General features: G+C 45.4%; 11 protein-coding genes and 7 tRNA genes (1 of these 18 cut by a window edge). 8 read left to right on the top strand and 10 right to left on the bottom strand.

The features are described from left to right. Window positions 1-229 precede the first annotated feature (229 nt). From BFC18_RS17290 to BFC18_RS17280, 3 genes are all read right to left on the bottom strand, one after another. On the bottom strand, window positions 230-1,180 hold the full coding sequence (locus BFC18_RS17290; RefSeq protein WP_070126804.1) for an IS30 family transposase: 951 nt from the start codon (window positions 1,178-1,180) through the stop codon (window positions 230-232). A 291-nt stretch (window positions 1,181-1,471) separates the two neighbouring features. Continuing rightward, window positions 1,472-3,169: a hypothetical protein gene (locus BFC18_RS17285; RefSeq protein ID WP_170826621.1), complete on the bottom strand. Its 1,698-nt coding sequence runs from the start codon at window positions 3,167-3,169 to the stop codon at window positions 1,472-1,474. Further along, window positions 3,150-5,141, bottom strand: coding sequence for a patatin-like phospholipase family protein (locus BFC18_RS17280; RefSeq protein ID WP_070126802.1), 1,992 nt, complete (start codon window positions 5,139-5,141; stop codon window positions 3,150-3,152). Before BFC18_RS17280 ends, BFC18_RS17285 begins: the two co-directional genes overlap by 20 nt. Before the next feature lie 1,113 nt (window positions 5,142-6,254). On the opposite strand from BFC18_RS17280, the gene BFC18_RS17275 reads away from it, so the two are divergent. Both BFC18_RS17275 and BFC18_RS17270 read left to right on the top strand, forming a co-directional pair. Then, a complete protein-coding gene (locus BFC18_RS17275) occupies window positions 6,255-7,742 on the top strand; it encodes a hypothetical protein (protein ID WP_070126801.1) in 1,488 nt (495 codons plus the stop codon). Continuing rightward, complete coding sequence (locus BFC18_RS17270; RefSeq protein ID WP_170826620.1) at window positions 7,735-8,961, top strand: PEGA domain-containing protein; 1,227 nt, start codon at window positions 7,735-7,737, stop codon at window positions 8,959-8,961. Before BFC18_RS17275 ends, BFC18_RS17270 begins: the two co-directional genes overlap by 8 nt. A gap of 5 nt (window positions 8,962-8,966) precedes the next feature. Here BFC18_RS17270 and BFC18_RS17265 read toward each other — a convergent pair whose 3' ends face one another. Both BFC18_RS17265 and BFC18_RS17260 read right to left on the bottom strand, forming a co-directional pair. Continuing rightward, complete coding sequence (locus BFC18_RS17265; RefSeq protein WP_070126799.1) at window positions 8,967-9,179, bottom strand: DUF3820 family protein; 213 nt, start codon at window positions 9,177-9,179, stop codon at window positions 8,967-8,969. After that, on the bottom strand, window positions 9,179-10,966 hold the full coding sequence (locus tag BFC18_RS17260; protein WP_070126798.1) for an ABCB family ABC transporter ATP-binding protein/permease: 1,788 nt from the start codon (window positions 10,964-10,966) through the stop codon (window positions 9,179-9,181). The genes BFC18_RS17265 and BFC18_RS17260 overlap by 1 nt, the downstream gene beginning before the upstream one ends. 168 nt (window positions 10,967-11,134) lie before the next feature. Here BFC18_RS17260 and moaA point away from each other — a divergent pair, with 168 nt between their 5' ends. Together moaA and BFC18_RS17250 are read left to right on the top strand one after the other, a co-directional pair. Continuing rightward, the gene (gene moaA, locus BFC18_RS17255; protein ID WP_070126797.1) at window positions 11,135-12,103 is read left to right on the top strand and encodes a GTP 3',8-cyclase MoaA; all 969 of its coding nucleotides are present in this window, start codon (window positions 11,135-11,137) and stop codon (window positions 12,101-12,103) included. Between the two features lies 1 nt (window position 12,104). Then, window positions 12,105-12,662 carry a GNAT family N-acetyltransferase gene (locus BFC18_RS17250; RefSeq protein ID WP_070126796.1) on the top strand — a complete coding sequence of 186 codons (558 nt, stop codon included), beginning with the start codon at window positions 12,105-12,107 and terminating at the stop codon, window positions 12,660-12,662. A 79-nt stretch (window positions 12,663-12,741) separates the two neighbouring features. Here the strand turns inward: BFC18_RS17250 and BFC18_RS17245 are convergent, their stop codons facing one another. The 5 genes from BFC18_RS17245 to BFC18_RS17225 all read right to left on the bottom strand — a co-directional run bounded on the left by BFC18_RS17245 (window position 12,742) and on the right by BFC18_RS17225 (window position 15,127). Further along, window positions 12,742-14,370: a response regulator gene (locus BFC18_RS17245; protein ID WP_070126795.1), complete on the bottom strand. Its 1,629-nt coding sequence runs from the start codon at window positions 14,368-14,370 to the stop codon at window positions 12,742-12,744. 269 nt (window positions 14,371-14,639) lie between these two features. Further along, window positions 14,640-14,715 (bottom strand) — tRNA-Val (locus BFC18_RS17240). A gap of 31 nt (window positions 14,716-14,746) precedes the next feature. After that, window positions 14,747-14,822 (bottom strand) — tRNA-Val (locus tag BFC18_RS17235). A gap of 122 nt (window positions 14,823-14,944) precedes the next feature. Further along, window positions 14,945-15,020, bottom strand: a tRNA-Val gene (locus BFC18_RS17230). Window positions 15,021-15,051: 31 nt separating this feature from the next. Further along, window positions 15,052-15,127: transfer RNA gene (locus BFC18_RS17225), tRNA-Val, on the bottom strand. A 303-nt stretch (window positions 15,128-15,430) separates the two neighbouring features. Here BFC18_RS17225 and gltX point away from each other — a divergent pair. From gltX to BFC18_RS21750, 4 genes are all read left to right on the top strand, one after another. After that, window positions 15,431-16,840: a glutamate--tRNA ligase gene (gltX, locus tag BFC18_RS17220; RefSeq protein ID WP_070126794.1), complete on the top strand. Its 1,410-nt coding sequence runs from the start codon at window positions 15,431-15,433 to the stop codon at window positions 16,838-16,840. 91 nt (window positions 16,841-16,931) lie between these two features. Next, a tRNA-Ala gene (locus tag BFC18_RS17215) sits at window positions 16,932-17,007 on the top strand. Between the two features lie 140 nt (window positions 17,008-17,147). Next, window positions 17,148-17,223 (top strand) — tRNA-Glu (locus tag BFC18_RS17210). A gap of 191 nt (window positions 17,224-17,414) precedes the next feature. Then, window positions 17,415-17,471 (top strand) — tRNA-OTHER (locus tag BFC18_RS21750); it runs 89 nt beyond the window's last position.

Genomic DNA, 17,471 nt, shown 5'->3' with positions numbered 1-17,471 from the left:
AGATTACCTTTCAGCGACTTGTTATGTGTGGTGGTACAGGCGCATTCAATTTTGAAAAGTTAGTGTTAACAATAGTTCTCATTATTTAAATGGTTAAATATATAAGAGTAAGCTTTGCAAGTTCTTTGCAAACTAACTTTGTGAATAATGTGTGCTAACTCAGACCTGATCTGACATTTACCCAGTTTTTCTGGCGCGAATTCAACTCCGAAGTGCACCACTCGCTAAATTAGGCAGCCCTGCGTAATTCATCGAATACCGCAACAGGTTGCCTGAAGCCGAGGCACTTTCTCGGTCTGGCATTTAATGCCCGTTCAATCTCACTAATTTGCTTATCTGTTACCGTCCGTAAATCGGTGTCTTTCCGTATGTACTGACGCAGCAAACCGTTGAAGTTTTCATTCAGTCCGCGTTCCCAGGATGAATACGGATTCGCGAAGTAGATGTTGGTTTTAAGCTTCTCAGCGACCAGCTCGTGGTCACAGAATTCGCTGCCGTTGTCCGCTGTGATTGTTCGGACATGACCTCGATATTTCCAGAGCATCCCAACCATGGCTCGGGCTACGTCTGCTGCGCTTTTCGCTGGCACTTTGCGTATTAGGTAAAGTTTACTTTTGCGCTCGACTAGGCTAACTATCGCGCCCGTTCCTTGCATACCCAGAACCGTGTCAGCTTCCCAGTCACCGAATCGTTTTTTCTTGTTCACGATAGCGGGACGATGCTCAATGCCAACGCGATTCGGGATAATTATCCGCTTCGCACGGTCACCTTTTCGATACCTTCTGTGACTCTGGCGCAGCTGTTTGTACAACCTACCGCCACGTAATCTATCACGCTGGACGTAGCGATAAATCCATTCGTGACTGACGTGATGACCGATGATTTTACCTACACCAGCAATTTGCTCAGGGCTCCACTTTTCGTTCAGCCCGAACTCAACAAAAGTAATCGTCAGTTCAGATATCCTGAACTTTGCGGCCTGGCTGCGGCGCTTCAGTGCCTTTGCCTGTGCGACTTCCGGCAAATAGTGGTTATCCCGAATTCTATTGCGATTTACTTCCCGGCTGATTGTGCTGTGACTCACGCTCAGACGTTTTGCGATCTCCCGGTAACTGAAACCCTCGCGTAAGTAGGCCTCAATCTGGTATCGTTGTCCCTCGATCAACTGCTTGTAACTCATGGTAATACTCTAATTGTTTGGCGACTTTAGAATACCACCAACAGGCAGTTGATCATCTATCACCCGTTAACCATGAGTGGTGCACTTATTATCTGAATTCGGGGGTGCCAGCGTCAGATTAGATTTGATCTAAAGTCTTTTCAGCTGTTCATAATAGACGGAGCTTTGAGAGAAATTGTTTCAATAAGATGAAACGCAGCTAAGGCTGCGTTTGGTTTTTCAGATGAAGGATAAGGCGACCCCCTTGTTGAACCGCTCTGTAAACTTACTTTCTGTAATTAAATGACTTCATTAGTTACAGGTGAGTGATAGCGTACTTACCGTTGTATCAAACACGTCGGTGAGAGCCAGCGTTGGATTTGCATCGCTAACGGTAGCTTTAATTTTGTCACCTTCAATAGAGAAGGGGATTGTGTGGCCGTTAAGCTGAATGCTCTCAACTTGTTTTACCCCTGTTTGGGTTAATGTAATGGTAATAGTATTTTTGTTGTCATCTATGTTTTTGCTGCACGTTGCAGCTGGAGTCCCAGCCAGAGCGTCGGCAACAATTACCGGGAAACTGGCAGTTTTATTCTGTTTGCCAATTTTGTAGTTCACCTGAAATTTACCTGTGTCATTGGTAAATGAGCTTTTGGCTAAGGTGTAGCAGGTCGAGCTTTTTGATTGAGAAGTAAGAGTCACTGTTTGGTCCGATTGTGCATCCAAAAACAATACTGCCTGATTTGTTAGCACATCGACATTTTCTGAATGATCAAAACATAACGAACTGCTTGCTGCATTTTTAGGAATAAAATGTGTACCATTTACACTTAATTTCGACTTTAACTGAATGTCGGCATTTAGTTGCGCAATTTCTTGTTGAATTTTTTCTATTCGCGAAGTCATCGCTTTCATATTTTCGACCGTTAACGCATTGGGGTTACGCAGCAGTTTATTGATTTCTTCTTCTTGAGGGTAAAGCGCTTTTCGTACTGCCCATTGAGACGGATCTCCGCCTTTTACAATACTGAATCTCAGCCAGGTTTTATCAGTAAATGCCTCGCCGTCTTTACTTAAGCCATCATCGGTTACGCTAATTTCTTCAGCTTTAAGCGGTTCTAGTGATTTAGCATCGGCTACATCGGTAGTCGCTTTTACAATTGTTGTCGGTACTAACATTACAATATCAGTTAGCACACCCGGGCCATTGGCCGGTACACCGTCTGTATAATTACTGAAGTAGTCCCAACAGGTGCCTATTCGGCAAGCTTCTTGTTTTACTACCACCAGTTCGCTGTCTTTGAGCGGCAGTACACGGGATTTTGAATAGTTTTTATATTTTTTATTACCTGCAACGAAATCAAAATCCATATTAACAACAAGATCATTTTCGTTAGTGCGAATTAGAGTTTGTGCTATTTCTTTGGCAATCTTAATTTCGCCAAGAGTAACCGGATCAGCCAGTGCTAAAGTAGATGCCGAGCCTGCAATAAACTCTAACATGGCGGCATTATTCTCATTTTCTTCTAAATCGTACTCGTAAACCTTAATGTTCATGGTCAGCAGGTCGCTTTCCATTTTCTTAGGGCCATACAGTGCTTTATTTAGCAAAGGCGCGCGGGTTGCGTCAGCAATATTGTTATACGGGCCTAAAATTTTGGTAATGGTGTCTTGAGTTGTACCAGTTACCGCTTCGGTAAACTCCACCACGATAAGCACTTCGTTAATACCTCCCCAATCCTTTAGGTAGCGTAAATAGGTGTCGGTTAAGTAAATCGCAAATACATCGTCACCATTTGAGTTGCCGTTTTGTTCGGTTTTAAAAATAGTATTCTGGTCATTAATGAGCTGTTTAGACTCAACTAGCGGTGACATAAGTTTATTGTCATCGCCAACGGTATGCACGGTAATAGTCCCCAGTGGTGCAGCGCAGGCCGTTAATAAAGCGATCAAAATGGTGATTAGTGATAGTTTTTTCATATTCCATTGCCTATTGGTTGTGCAATCCACATTCGTTAAAAGGTAAAAGGTTATCTACTGTTAGGGTGAGGTGATTTACCCTTATCTCCCCATCTTCAGAAAGCTCGAATCGCTGTGCTATAAATTTGCCCAGGTCTCTGTAGGCAAAATAAACATCTACACTCATCTCGTACGATGTGCTGATTGTGCTGTTGTTGGGGAAAATAGAGGAATCGCTGACGACACATTTGCCGTTTTGCATGTCATGCCGCTTTTGAAAGTACTTTGACACAGAGCAAGGGTAGGCTTCGTCTTCGCCACAGTTTTCAGCTAATCTATGTTTTATTAGACCGGTTTTTATAAACCATAGCTTTATAAAATTTTTGCTCTCATCTTCGGTTATAAAACCTGGGGCAAACCCGGTAACGGTGCCTGTATAGATATTTTGAGCAGCATCAAGGGGGTCGACAACCTTTGCGTTGATTGGCTCATCGTTTTGATCTAGCAACGCTATCTGGTTGCCGTCTTCAGAAAAGAGTGACAATTCGAGGTTATGCTCTTTTTTTATCATTCTGGCCAGATTTTTAAGTTCCAACCATTCTCCATTTCCATCTTCGCTGGCATCTGCCATTATGATATTTTTAACACCGCGTCGAATAAGTGAATAAGCGCCGGAATGTTCTACATGGGCGCCATCGCTTAGATAAATACTGCTGGCTTCTGTTGGTGAATCAACAATTGGAAAGCAATAAAAAGGAATTGGTAATATTGCTCGCCATGACGACGAAGGGGAGTTTGGATGATAGTTATCTACCTTTTGGCCCAGATTAAAATTGAATAGATGCAATAATCCGGTACCCAAGGGATGAGCAAACATACTGTATTGACTGTCCATGGCGGCACCAGACAACTGCACTACATCTGAAAGGGTTAATTCACCATACGGTTTATCAACAAATCCATTTTGTTCAGAACCATACGATAAGGGGGTAAATTCAAAGATTCGGTCGGTATTGGTTGTAGGACTATCAACTTTACAGATGTTGCGATTATAGTTGGCCGCCGTATTTAAGATCCAAAACGGCATTTTGTTGCATGCGCCGTTGCTATCAGCGTCATTGCAGAGGCGAGAATTTTGTTGGTAAGCATCCTGTATTTGTTCGAAGGTTAAGTCTTTAGCGGAGTAGTTATTCATCCACAAAAATGAATCTGCATTTCTATATATTCGGTCATCAACATGTGGCTGGCTCACATCTATAGGGTACAGCCCAAATGCTCTTTCTAGTCCATGATTATAGGCACTCTTTACAGGCGAAAATTGAATGTTCCAGTCAAACAGTGTGTTTCCGAGGTGATGAACCGGAAGGCTAAATATCTGTGAGGTTATAATACCCAGATATTCAAAACCTTGAGCGACAGTCCCTTTCGACACGCCCAAAATGCTATTCCCCCCATCCATGTGGTAATTTAACAGATCGGTTTGTTCGGCAATCTGATTTTGAAAGCGATATCTCTGTGACCACCTGTCATATGTGTCTTCACAAATACTTGGGTAGACGTTGTTAGTTGTTCCTTTGTACCTGTTAAATTTCGGGTCATTCGCAGGATAGCAGTCATTAAAGAAAATTCTTGGCTTCACTAAATCACCGACATTGTTGGGTTCTAAATAAGCTTTTTGAGAATAATACAGTGCACTCATATACCAGTATGCGGCATATCCACCACCTGATACCGTCGAAAGGTAATCAATATTTTTTAATAAATCTTGTTGGTTAAGCCCGGCCAGAATACCCATACTAAAACTAGCTGAGCGCATTCCGCCTCCTGAAAGGCTTAGCCCCAGCTCTGGATTGGTGTGTTCAAATTCCTTGGCAAAAATCTGATGTTTTTTGTTTGAGTCAATTTCTGAGATTTTTAGCCCCAGATGTGAGACTTCTTCTTTAGTTACCGATTGACACCCTGTGGTTGTGAGTAGAATAAATAGAAAAGCAAATAAACATTTGTTCGAATCTAAAATCAACATATTCAACGTCCATGTTTTTATCTTGAGTATTAATTTATACGTCTCTGTATTTATAGAGCTCGAAGATTGCTGCTACGTGGAATGGGTATTGGAATTGATTTGCAAAAAAGTGAAAACAAAACTACGAATTCAAATACACATATCTCACATGCTATTCAGAACTGCAGTTAGCGAATGATAATTCACGACGCGTAACTTCTAACAAGTCAGCTATTGCTTCTGATAGTGTTGCGGTGTAATCGTAGCTTTTACTATCAGCATAAAAAATGTACATATTTTTTGGGCGTCTAACAAGACTTTATTCCATTCTTTAAATTTAAACTGTTCAGATATGAGGTTCCTGCAAATAGCTCGCGGAAAAGCGAGTGGGATATTCCGGGAATGACAGTGTGGGGATGATGTGAATTTGGTGGAGATAACGATGATGTCACGGGGGCTCATATCCTGGGGATTCAGCAAATCAGGGATAAAAATCGAGAGGGGGAATACTCGGCAAATGCGAGAACCTCCACTCGATTATGCTGATGTAATGGTCAACACAAATTTTCGTTCAGGTACTCCCGAATTCAAACAAATGCACCACTCATGGCTATACGGTGACTAGAGATCAACTGCCTGTTGGTGGTAATCTGTAATCGTCAACTAAACATGAGTAGTTATCATTAGTTACTAGCAGTTGAGCGTGGGGCAATGAGACCAGATTGAGGCCTACTTGTGCGAGGTTTTCAGTTACCGGGACCCCGGGAAACGTTCATGTGTCAATCACAGAACCATTAGTAGATAAGTTAATCGTAATCGAATTTAGGATAACCATTATCTGCCGGAAGTGAACACTATGTTCTTCTTTGCCAGTTGAATTTGAATCCCACAATCACTCCAAATCAGGTTAGTGTTAATCAATATTAACATCACCTAAAACTTCCTCCATAAACGAAAGGAAAAAGCTGGACTACGTCCCACGCTACTAACGCCCGGATTCTAGACGTGAGTTTATAAATATATAATTGAATCAATCAGCTAACTTCTATACTCTCCTCCTCATGGATGTCGGGCGATGCCGGCTTTATTAAAGGTAATCGCCCGTAATGTAATGGACTGAATGAAGTAGTAGTTATGAAAGTCTTTCTGTTTGGCTGGTTAAGCCTGTTTCTTTTCTGGGGCGCAGCGTTTTATTTTTGTTTTATCGGCTCAGAGGTCGGATTTAAACACTGGAAGCGCAAGCTTGTCATCGGAACTCCTTTTTTTCTGATTTTCTATTTTCTCGTTCACGCTTACGGCGTACCTCGCTACTTCGTTTACGATCAGGTGACACCGAAAACCCTGGATGGAGAAGTGTATTATCCTGCCGTAAAGAATCATCTTCTATTTCAGGGCACGTCATTTAAAGACTACGGTATTATTAGTGAAAATCTCGACACGTTTAAGGCAAGTGACGAGTACTTCTCCGCATTTGGCGTTCAGCCGCTGAAAGAATATCCCTCAGTGAAGGGGCTGACACGTTGGTTTAATGAACTGCTGCTTGTTGGCTACTTTGTGCTGTGGTGGCTGTTTCTCAATAAATTTCATAATGCCAGTGCGGCAAGTGAGCTGTACAAGGTTGCCAGAAAGGGCTCGCGACTGGAGCACTATCAAAGCTATCTGAACGCATCTCATTCTATCCGCTTTTTTCAGCCGCTAAAGCGACGTATTGTTAAGCGCGACATGCTAAAAATTCGCGAAGTGTACCTTCATGCCTTGCAGCGTGTATTACTGCATTTGATGACGCAGGCAAATGACAATAACAGACCATTTTTAACCTATCTGCATCAGCAACTAGGTGCATCCAGCGAAGCGTTTCCCAGCGTTATGGTGAAGGCATCCGTAGATGATAAGTCGACGGCCGAAGCCATAGATAAATTTGAAAGACCAGCACAAATAAAAAGTGACTTTTATATGCCTGATAACAGCAAATTATCAAAGGCGCTGACAACCTGCGTAATAAGCACACTGAATCAGTTTATACCTGAAAAACTTATCAGGCCCTGTTTGACAGACAATGCAGCCCCTACGGCTGAATTGTCCTGCCAGCTCAACGCATTACTTCATAGACTCGCTACGTTTGACTCCGGAAAAACAATACCTCTTGTAATAATTTACTCAAACCAGAACCTCACTCCGAATAGCCAGAGTCTGCACCTGGGAAGTAAAAATTTTGAGTTTCCTCAAAGGCTCTATCCAGACAACGAAGACAAGAGTCAGGCTTACTGTGTGAACCTTCTTGCACAGACGGTGGTTAACAATGTTTTCTTCACCGATTTGAAACAGGTGGGTGAAATCACCGATCAGGCAAAAGCCGTGCTTAAGCAAAAGCAGGAAGCGCTGCAGAAGCTTCAGCAATCGCTGTTCGATACCATCATCAAAGAGTGCAAATCCACCGTAAAGAGTGCGGCACTAGCCGAAGGGGTGAGTCAGGCCATAGAGCGCAACCAGGCGCTGTTTGACAGTGTGATGGCAGACACGCATCAGCTTATTGCTGACCATGCTGAGTTGTTTGCCGATATCGTCGCAAAAGAAGTGGCTGCTGGTTTGCTTGAAGGACTTGCGGAGGCGGCCAGTGAATAATTGGATGAAAGGGGCGGTAGTTTGCCTTGTATTAACGGTGCTGATGTCTTGTTCAAAAGTATCCAAACTGAAGGATATTGCCCAGGAAGAAGGTGTGGCAACGGCAACGGGGTGGGGCGTGGACACGTTGTTGCAGTATCTTGATGTCGATTACCTGGTTACGAAAATGGAGGAAAATCGGGTTCATAGTGCGACAAACGGAAAAGGCGTTTCTCTGACCTTGGTTAACTGGCAGTCAAATGTGGTTATTCACGCGGAACCGGTAGACACCGTCGGCGCGAAGCGTCGGATTTTTGCTAGTAACTACCTTAAGCCCGGCACCTATATTTTTACCTCCGCCATTGGCAGTGCGTCGAAAACGCTTACGCTGAACAAAGACATCCGTTTTGACTTTTTTGAACTGACCAAAGCGCTAAAGGCGGATGTCAGCAAAGGTCGCGGTAGGCTAACGCTTAACATTACACCGAAAGATGCCCGAATCATTCTTTACGGCACGCCGGAGAAATACCACAAAGGCATTAAGCTGCCCGAAGGTAAATACACAGTTAAAGTTACCAGCCCCGGTTATGAAGACGAGACGGTGAGCCTGACGATTAAAGACGACCAGCTCACCACCGTAACAATCAACCTTAAACGTCGACAGGTATCCGAAACGCCGCAAACGGGCCAGCCGGAAGTGGAAAAAATCGTTGTAACGGGTTCTAAGAATGGCAACTTGAAAGAGGTGGAGATTGAAACCGGAGAACTGGTTATTACTCCACAGCGTGATGATATTGTTTTTACCATCATTGCCGCGTCTGGTGAGGTGTATAAGAACTCACCTTCACTCAAATTACCCGTAGGTGATTATCGCGTAACGGCAAAAATGGTTGCTACCGTTGAGATACTGGAAACAAAGTCAGTACGTATTCTTGGTGAACAGCGACATACCTTGAACTTCTCCGCGCCAGAGCCAGTGATTGATACAGAGTTGCCGGTGACACTCATGTTCAAGACCAGTCAGCTTAATCGTCAGCGGGTCGAAATCACGCTAACAACGGTTAACGGCGATACAATTCGACGTCGTGAACGTATGGGCCGTAACGGTCTTGATATCGAGTTGAAACTCATGACTGGCGAGTATGAAGCAGAGCTTGTTGCAAAAGGCGTAGAATACGATTTAGGCACAATACGAATAGCCAGCGACAAGAGTAATAAATTTCAGTTTTTACTCGATTAACAGAATTAGTCTTCCAGCAGTGGCTCTGCCACTGCTTCTAATCCATTGAGCTTAATTTCATACATCAGGGCGAGCTGCTCACCGAGTTTCCCCTTGGGAAAGCCCTGTTTATGAAACCACACCAGATAGGGTTCCGGCAGATAAAAAAGCTTTCTGCCAGCATATTTTCCGAAGGGCATCTGTGCGTTTACGGCGGTTTTCAAGAAAGCCGGATCCATTAGTCTTCCTGTTTTTGTTGTAGTGTCCACAGGCGGGCATATTCGCCTTTCTGCGCGAGCAATGCGTGATGCGACCCTTGCTCAGCCAGTTCACCATTTTTCAGTACCAGGATGTTATCTGCATCAGTAATGGTGGAAAGGCGGTGAGCAATCATCACGCTGGTATGATTCGATGCCAGCGCTGATAAGGCCTGCATGATGGCCTGTTCGGAGCCGCTATCCAGCGAGGACGTGGCTTCGTCAAACACCATTATCGGAGGATTTTTCAGTACCGCTCTGGCGATGGCGACCCGCTGCTTTTCGCCACCAGATAATTTCAAGCCCCGTTCGCCTACGCGGGTATCGCCCTTATCCGGTAACAGTTCGATGAATTGTGAAAGATGCGCAGTTTCTAATGCGCTTTCAATGGCTGATTCATCGGCACTCGGATCGCCGTAGCGGATATTTTCAATCAGCGTATCGTTAAATAGCACGGTGTCCTGGGGCACAATGCCCAGGTGTTTGCGTAGCGATTGTTGCGTTACGCTGCGAATTTTCTGGCCATCAATACTAATATCACCTGCGGTCACATCGTAAAAACGGAACAGCAGTTTAACCAGCGTGGATTTTCCCGCACCGCTGGCCCCCACAATCGCGACTTTCTGTCCGGGAAAAATGGTGAAGCTGACGTTTTTGAGAATAGGACGGTCTTCCCGATAGCTGAAACTGACATGCTCGAAGCGAATTTCTCCTTTGCTGACGGTTAACTCCTGGGCATCTTCCGCATCGGATACCGAAGATGATTTATCCAAAAGCGAAAACATCTTATCTATATTGGCCATAGAGCCGCGGATTTCCCGGTAAACAAATCCTAAGAAGTTCAATGGCATAAAAATTTGCATGGTGAATGCGTTTATCAGCACGAAGTCACCAATGGTCATGTCACCCGACGCCACACCATAAGCAGCGTTAGCCAGCATGGCGGTCATGGCTGCAGCGATAATAAATGCTTGCCCACCATTCAGTGCAAACAAACTCAGGCGGTTTTTACGACGAGCCACCTCCCATTCGGCAAGATTACTGTCGTAGCGTGATGCCTCGTAACCTTCATTATTAAAATATTTAACCGTTTCAAAATTCAGCAAGCTGTCTACTGCGCGGGTGTGGGTGGTAGAGTCGGCTTTGTTCATGGCATGCACGTAACGGGTTCGCCAGTTGGTGGCTTTCATTGAATACCACACGTAGGCCACCACGGAAGAAAGGATGATCCCGGCGAAAGAGAAGCCATATTGTGCGAACAACAGGCCAACCACAATGGCGATTTCAAGCAGGGTGGGGCCAATATTGAACACCATAAAACGCATCAGAAAACTGATACCGCTGGTGCCTCGCTCGATGTCACGAGACAACCCGCCGGTCTGTCGGTTTAAGTGAAAATTTAAATCCATCTGATGCAAATGCTCAAAGACTCTCAAGCCCATTCTGCGCATGGCTCGTTCGGTCACCCGGCCAAACAGGGTATCGCGAACTTCGCCGATGATGGTGTTCAATAGTCGCAGGGTGCCGTAGGCAATGATCAGTGAAAGTGGTACTGCAACAAGACCCGTGGCGGTGTCTTCAGTATTCAGGCCATCGACGGTGTATTTAAGTACGTAAGGTAGGCCAATTCCGGCAAGCTTGGCTAAAACCAGGCAGGCGAGGGCAATAAAGACACGGGTTTTGAATTCCAGCAAGTAAGGCCAAAGTTGTTTTACTACATGCCAGCGCACGGGTGTGTCGGGAGAAACGTCGGAACGTGAAGGTCTCATCTTGAAATTTTTGTGAACGACAGCATGTCTATAGAGTATCTCAAAGCGTTGCGCGCTCAAAGTTTAACGTTGGTTGACATGAGTGGGGTATAAAGTCACGCATAATCCATGATAAAGTGAATTTATAGTAGTTTTATCTTACCTATTTGTCCCACAGAGGTGATTTCTTTGTTACAGGATAGCTTTGGTCGGCGGTTTCATTATCTTCGCCTGTCGATTACAGAAGCATGCAATTTCAAATGTCAGTATTGCCTCCCGGACGGTTATCATGGCCCATCGGACGATACTTTTTTGACGTTGCCCGAGATTGATACTCTGGTAAAAGGGTTTGCCGGTCTCGGCACATCTAAAATCCGTATTACAGGCGGTGAGCCAAGCCTGCGTCGCGATTTTGTAGACGTTATTCGCTTGTGTAGAGAAACCGAAGGTATTACAAAAGTTGCCACCACCACCCATGGCGGTCGTATGGCCCGCGACGCTGCAGCATGGAAAGATGCCGGGCTCGACCAGGTCAATGTGAGTATTGATAGCCTGGACCCGCGTCAGTTTGCCGATATTACTGGCCAGAACAAATTAACCCAGATCCTTCAGGGCGTAGACAAAGCCATTGAGGTGGGTCTGGATGTTAAGGTGAATGCGATTTATTTGAAGCATTTTGCCGGCAGGCAGCTACAAGAATTCAAAGATTGGCTTAAACATATGCCAGTTACATTACGCTTTATCGAGTTAATGGAAACCGGTGATCATCCACAGTTTTTTGCCGATCAGCATTTGTCAGGTTTACCATTAAAGAACCAACTTCTCGCTGAAGGTTGGATGCCGGTAATTCGAGGTAAAGATGCAGGACCCGCGCAGGAATTTCACCACCCGGATTACGCCGGGCGGATAGGGCTCATAATGCCTTACAGCAAAGATTTCTGTGCTACCTGTAACCGTTTACGTGTAGCCGCTAACGGAAAACTGCATCTTTGTTTGTTCAGTGAACATGGTATCGATATTCGCCCCTATCTGCAAAATGCTGACGTAAATGGGCTGATGGCACATTTACAGCAGTTGTTAATGCAGAAACACGCTACACACTATCTTCAGGACGGAAATACCGGCGCCACATCTCACCTCGCCATGTTGGGCGGCTAACATGCGAGTTGCCGACAGCAAACGGCTGTCTTATCACTTTGTAACGGCTGATGATGCCCGCTTTTTGTGGGAAATCGACCAGGATGAAGCGGTAATGAAGTACCTGAACGGCGGCACAAAAACCAGTTGGGAAACCCTGGAAAAGCAATTTCTGCCTCGGATCGCTGAATTTTCTGATGAAAGTAGAGGGTGGGGCTTGTGGCGTGTTTCACTGAAACAGTCACCGTGCACGGACTTGGGCTGGATACTCGTTCGCCCCTATGGTTTTTTTACCGGCGAACGTGATGACAATAATCTTGAGCTTGGCTGGCGCTTTCACCGCGCTGCATGGGGAAAAGGTTACGCCACTGAAGCTGCGCGACAGGTTAGGGATAGCCTTTATCAACACGGTACACGACAGTTTTGTGCGATTGCTATGCCTGAAAACGCAGGCTCAATTGGTGTGATGAAAAATCTCGGTATGATGTATTCTCATACACATCGATATACTGATGCGATTTTCGACGAAGACGTGGCGGTTTATCAGCAGAATATGATGCCTGCCAGACCTTTGTGCTAACTTCTTTTCCTAAGCAATTCTGCAGCAAATAGATTAAGTCCCGGTTCCATTTTGCAGAGTTAACGCATGCGCTGCGTTATTAATCGAAATTACTTATGGTGGCCTTAACCCGCTGGTAGCGCTTGTCCTGTTCTTCCGATAACGTCGCCGCTTCTAAGGTTTCCATACACTTAAAAATGATTTGTTTATTTTCTGGTGTGTGGCGGGCAGTGTTGTCTCGAATTTCTGCGGCAGTGGTTTGCAGCAGGTTAAGTGCAATTGCTGCGTTCTTGGGCATTACCGTGAATGCCTGACGGAAAGTGGTGAGCGCTTTGTCTAATTCGCCGCGCTGGAACTGAGTGACAGCAATGTTGTTGAGCATTTTAGGGCTGTCAGCAATTTCCCGTTTCTCCTGTTTCTGTTGTTTCAAATAATGCATAAACAACTCACTTTGCTCATCGCTGGTATTACAGCGACGTTCAATTTCGTCCAGGATCGCTAAAGCATGATCTTGTAAGCCAACTTCATGAAATGCCTTGGCCCGATCCATGAGCGCATCCATATTTTCCTGTTCCCATTCACTGCCATCGAGCTGGCTCAACAAGTTTCTGGCTTTATCTGTTTCATCCTGAAGATAGTATATTCGCGCATCGATGACTTTAAGTTCGTTATCAACGGCCGCTTTAGGGAAAGCTTCTTTCATCTGGCGAATAAAATCATGGGTTTGCTTCACCAGTTTTGCTGTTTCACTGGCGTCTGCCGTCATGGCGAAATCAATACCGGCGCGTGCTACGTTCAAGTAGTTTTCAGGCTTGTCATGGAACGAATGCTTCGCGTATCTCACAACCCGCTTCGCAGCATCAAACTGGGCAGGGTAGTCACGGGTGATTTTTGATAAATCTACCGCTTGTTGATGACGGCCCACGTTGCTCGGAGATATATGGGCGGCGATGTTCACAGATTCTAGTGCATCATCGAATTCCTGCTGCTTGATTTGCAGCGCAGTAAGTAAGTCGTAGGCGCTAAGCATGGCGTCGGGCTGAAACGCCAATCGCAGAATCAATCGCTCAGCTTCATCATCTTTATTCAATTGCAAATAGCAGCGCACTAAACCTATCTGTGCCCAGGTAAAATTTTGCACGTTGATAATGGCTTGATAAAAATCTTCAGCCTCTTCAACGCGGTTACACAGCAATAAAAGCTCGCCTTTGGTGCGAAGCGCTAGAGGAAAAAACTCCGCGTTTTTCGGTTCAGTGAGGAAACGTTCAAGCTCAGATAGCGCGCCGTTAAAGTCACTTTGGTCCATCAGCGCGTAGATGTCTTTTAACACCTGTTTGCGGGTTAATACGCGCGTGAGCCTTTTATCCAGTTCGCTAACAGAAAAAGGTTTTGCAAGGAATTCGTCGGGCTGCAGTTCAACAATGGAGTGGACAATTTCCGCCGTAGTGTCGGCTGAAATGAATACGAAAGCGGTGGTTAAAGGCAGAATTTTATGCGCTTTTAGCTGTTCGTAAAGGAAGTAACCCTCTTTCTCTTCACGCAAATCATAGGCGCATACAACCAGTTCAAAGTGCTCGCTTTTAATCAGCTTCAACGCTTCATCGGCGTGATCGATATAGCTAATTTGCTGAAAGCCTAGCTCTTCCATGGTGTATTTCAGATAGCCTTTCGCAAGAATTTGATCGTCGACGATTAAAACGCGAATAGCCCGGGCCAGTTTGGTATTCATTATAGGTGTTACTACCTGTCCACAGTAAAGCAATGTTCTATCGGTTTATCGGCAGAAACCAGCAAAACTATTAGGAAAATCAACTGCAATAGTGAGAGCAAACCATATCACGGTTTTATTCGAAAAGAGAAGAAATAGCGTTTGGATAGAGTAGGGAAGTGGTGGACGTCTACTGTGCACTTTTTAAAAGCAGGCAACGAAGTTGTTGAACCAGTGAACGGTTTAATTAGGTTTACGTTAGCAATGAAATCAGGAATGTGAAAAGGAAGTGGTGGACGCTACTGGACTTGAACCAGTGACCCTCGCCTTGTAAGGGCGATGCTCTCCCAACTGAGCTAAGCGTCCGAATTTTTTGCTGCAACAAACTGTAAGGAGATGGTGGACGCTACTGGACTTGAACCAGTGACCCTCGCCTTGTAAGGGCGATGCTCTCCCAACTGAGCTAAGCGTCCGATAATTTGTTGCTAAAAGAAAGAGACTGCTCACAGCGATAGTGAGAAAGTGGTGGACGTCTACTGTGTCTCGCAACGAAGTTGTTGAACCAGTGACCCTCGCCGTACCAATTCCAAAGAATTGGTGGACGCTACTGGACTTGAACCAGTGACCCTCGCCTTGTAAGGGCGATGCTCTCCCAACTGAGCTAAGCGTCCTCTTTCTTTTCAAACAGCGCCACCGAAGAGATGGTGGACGCTACTGGACTTGAACCAGTGACCCTCGCCTTGTAAGGGCGATGCTCTCCCAACTGAGCTAAGCGTCCGCTGTTTGTTTACTTGTCCGTGCTGGGCAAGTGGGGCGGTATTATAGGGTTGCATGCGAAGGTGTCAACAACAAAATTACGGAAAAATGACTGCTTGCCTGATTTACGATCAATTCGGCCATCCTCGTTGATTATCTCTTCGACGTTTGACGGAAAATTCATCAAAAATCAGTCTGGCACCGTAAATTCAGTCATTGAACCGCTGATATTTCACTGTCACGCGATGGCTGGCTTTTGTAGTGCTGCTTTGGCTGGTAGAATGCAGCCAAATTTTTTTCATTCATTAATAGATAGAGAAACATAATGTCTGTCGTTACGCGATTTGCTCCTAGCCCTACAGGCTATCTTCACGTTGGTGGTGCACGTACTGCACTTTATTCCTGGTTATATGCAAAAGCCAAAGGTGGCGAATTTGTTCTTCGTATAGAAGATACCGATCTGGAACGTTCAACAGAAGAAGCCAAGCAAGCCATTCTTAATGGTATGCAATGGCTGGGTCTGACCTGGGATAAAGGTCCTTATTATCAGACACAACGTTTTGACCGTTATAAAGAACTGATTCAGCAAATGCTGGATGAAGGTAAAGCCTATAAATGCTTTATGAGTTCAGAAGAACTGGATGCCATTCGTGAAAAGCAAAAAGAGAATGGTGAAAAGCCTCGTTATCCGGGTACCTGGCGTGACCGTACCGATCACCCTGAAGGTCAGCCTTTCGTTATTCGATTCAAAAACCCGCTGGAAGGCACGGTTGTTATTAATGACCACATCCGCGGCAATATCGAAATCAGTAATAAAGAGTTGGATGATTTGATCATTCAGCGCTCCGACGGCTCTCCTACTTATAACTTCTGTGTTGTAGTTGATGACTGGGATATGGGCATCACCCACGTTGTTCGTGGTGAAGACCATATTAATAACACGCCGCGCCAGATTAATATTCTGGAAGCGCTAGGCGCACCGGTACCGGAATATGCCCACGTGTCGATGATTTTAGGCGACGACGGTAAGAAGCTGTCTAAACGTCATGGCGCTGTAAGTGTGATGCAGTACCGCGATGATGGTTACCTGCCGCAGGCCGTACTGAACTATCTGGTGCGCTTGGGTTGGTCTCATGGTGATCAGGAAATCTTCTCACTGGAAGAAATGATTGAATACTTCGATCTTGATGCCATTGGTCAATCGGCTTCTGCTTTTAATACAGAAAAGCTGGTGTGGCTAAACCAGCACTATATGAAAACATTGCCAGCGAGTGAGGTTGCCTCACGTCTTAAATGGCACTTTGACGAAATGAATATCGATTTAGCAACGGGGCCTGCGTTGGAATCGGTGATTGCTATTCAGGCCGACCGGGTAAAAACCTTAAAAGAGCTGGCGGAAATCAGTACCTATTTTTATCAGGACTTTGATGAGTTCGATGCCAATGCTGCGAAGAAGCATCTTCGTCCAGTAGCAAAAGAGGCATTAGAGGTGGTTAAAGAGAAACTGCTAGCAGTAGAAGAGTGGAATCCTGAAAATATCGGTGCAGCTATTAATGCCGCGGCGGAATCTCTTGGTGTAGGTATGGGTAAAGTAGGCATGCCTTTACGTGTTGCAGCTACCGGAAGTGGCAACTCTCCATCGCTGGATGTAACGTTGAATTTGCTCTCAAAAGTCAAAATTGAAGAGAGAATAAACAAAGCGCTTACTTTTATAGCAAACAGAGAAAATTCCTAAAAAAACCGTTGACAGGGCAGTGGGGTATGCCTAGAATGCGCCCCGCTGTCACGGAACAGTCACACGAAAACACAGTGACCATTCCAAGTACGGGGCCATAGCTCAGCTGGGAGAGCGCCTGCATGGCATGCAGGAGGTCGGCGGTTCGATCCCGCCTGGCTCCACCAAATTCTTAAAGAATTTACAGTAGTCGGAAAGTAATTTCCGGTAAGTTCTTAGGTAAGGCAAAGAATAAGGCCGCTCATCTCGCGGGCTCGATTCGCCTTACTGAAAATCTCGGAAGCTTGCTTCCGAAAGAAGATTTTCAGTCCCCTTCGTCTAGAGGCCTAGGACACCGCCCTTTCACGGCGGTAACAGGGGTTCGAATCCCCTAGGGGACGCCATTTATATCGCGTCACAGTCGATTGATACTGTGAAATAGGCCGGGGTGGTTGATTGTTGTTCGCATCAGTGAGTTACAGTTAAGCATTTCCAGGACTTGAAAGTTCAGTAAAGCAAAAATGCCGCGCGGTTCGCAGGCTCACCTTGCCTTTACTGAAATTTAGCGAAGCTTGCTTCGCTGAGCAAAATTTCAGTCCCCTTCGTCTAGAGGCCTAGGACACCGCCCTTTCACGGCGGTAACAGGGGTTCG

The organism is Alteromonas confluentis (assembly GCF_001757105.1).
Taxonomy (GTDB): domain Bacteria; phylum Pseudomonadota; class Gammaproteobacteria; order Enterobacterales; family Alteromonadaceae; genus Alteromonas; species Alteromonas confluentis.
Note: the sequence above shows the minus strand (reverse complement) of the source record. Positions and strands in the feature narration are given on the sequence as shown.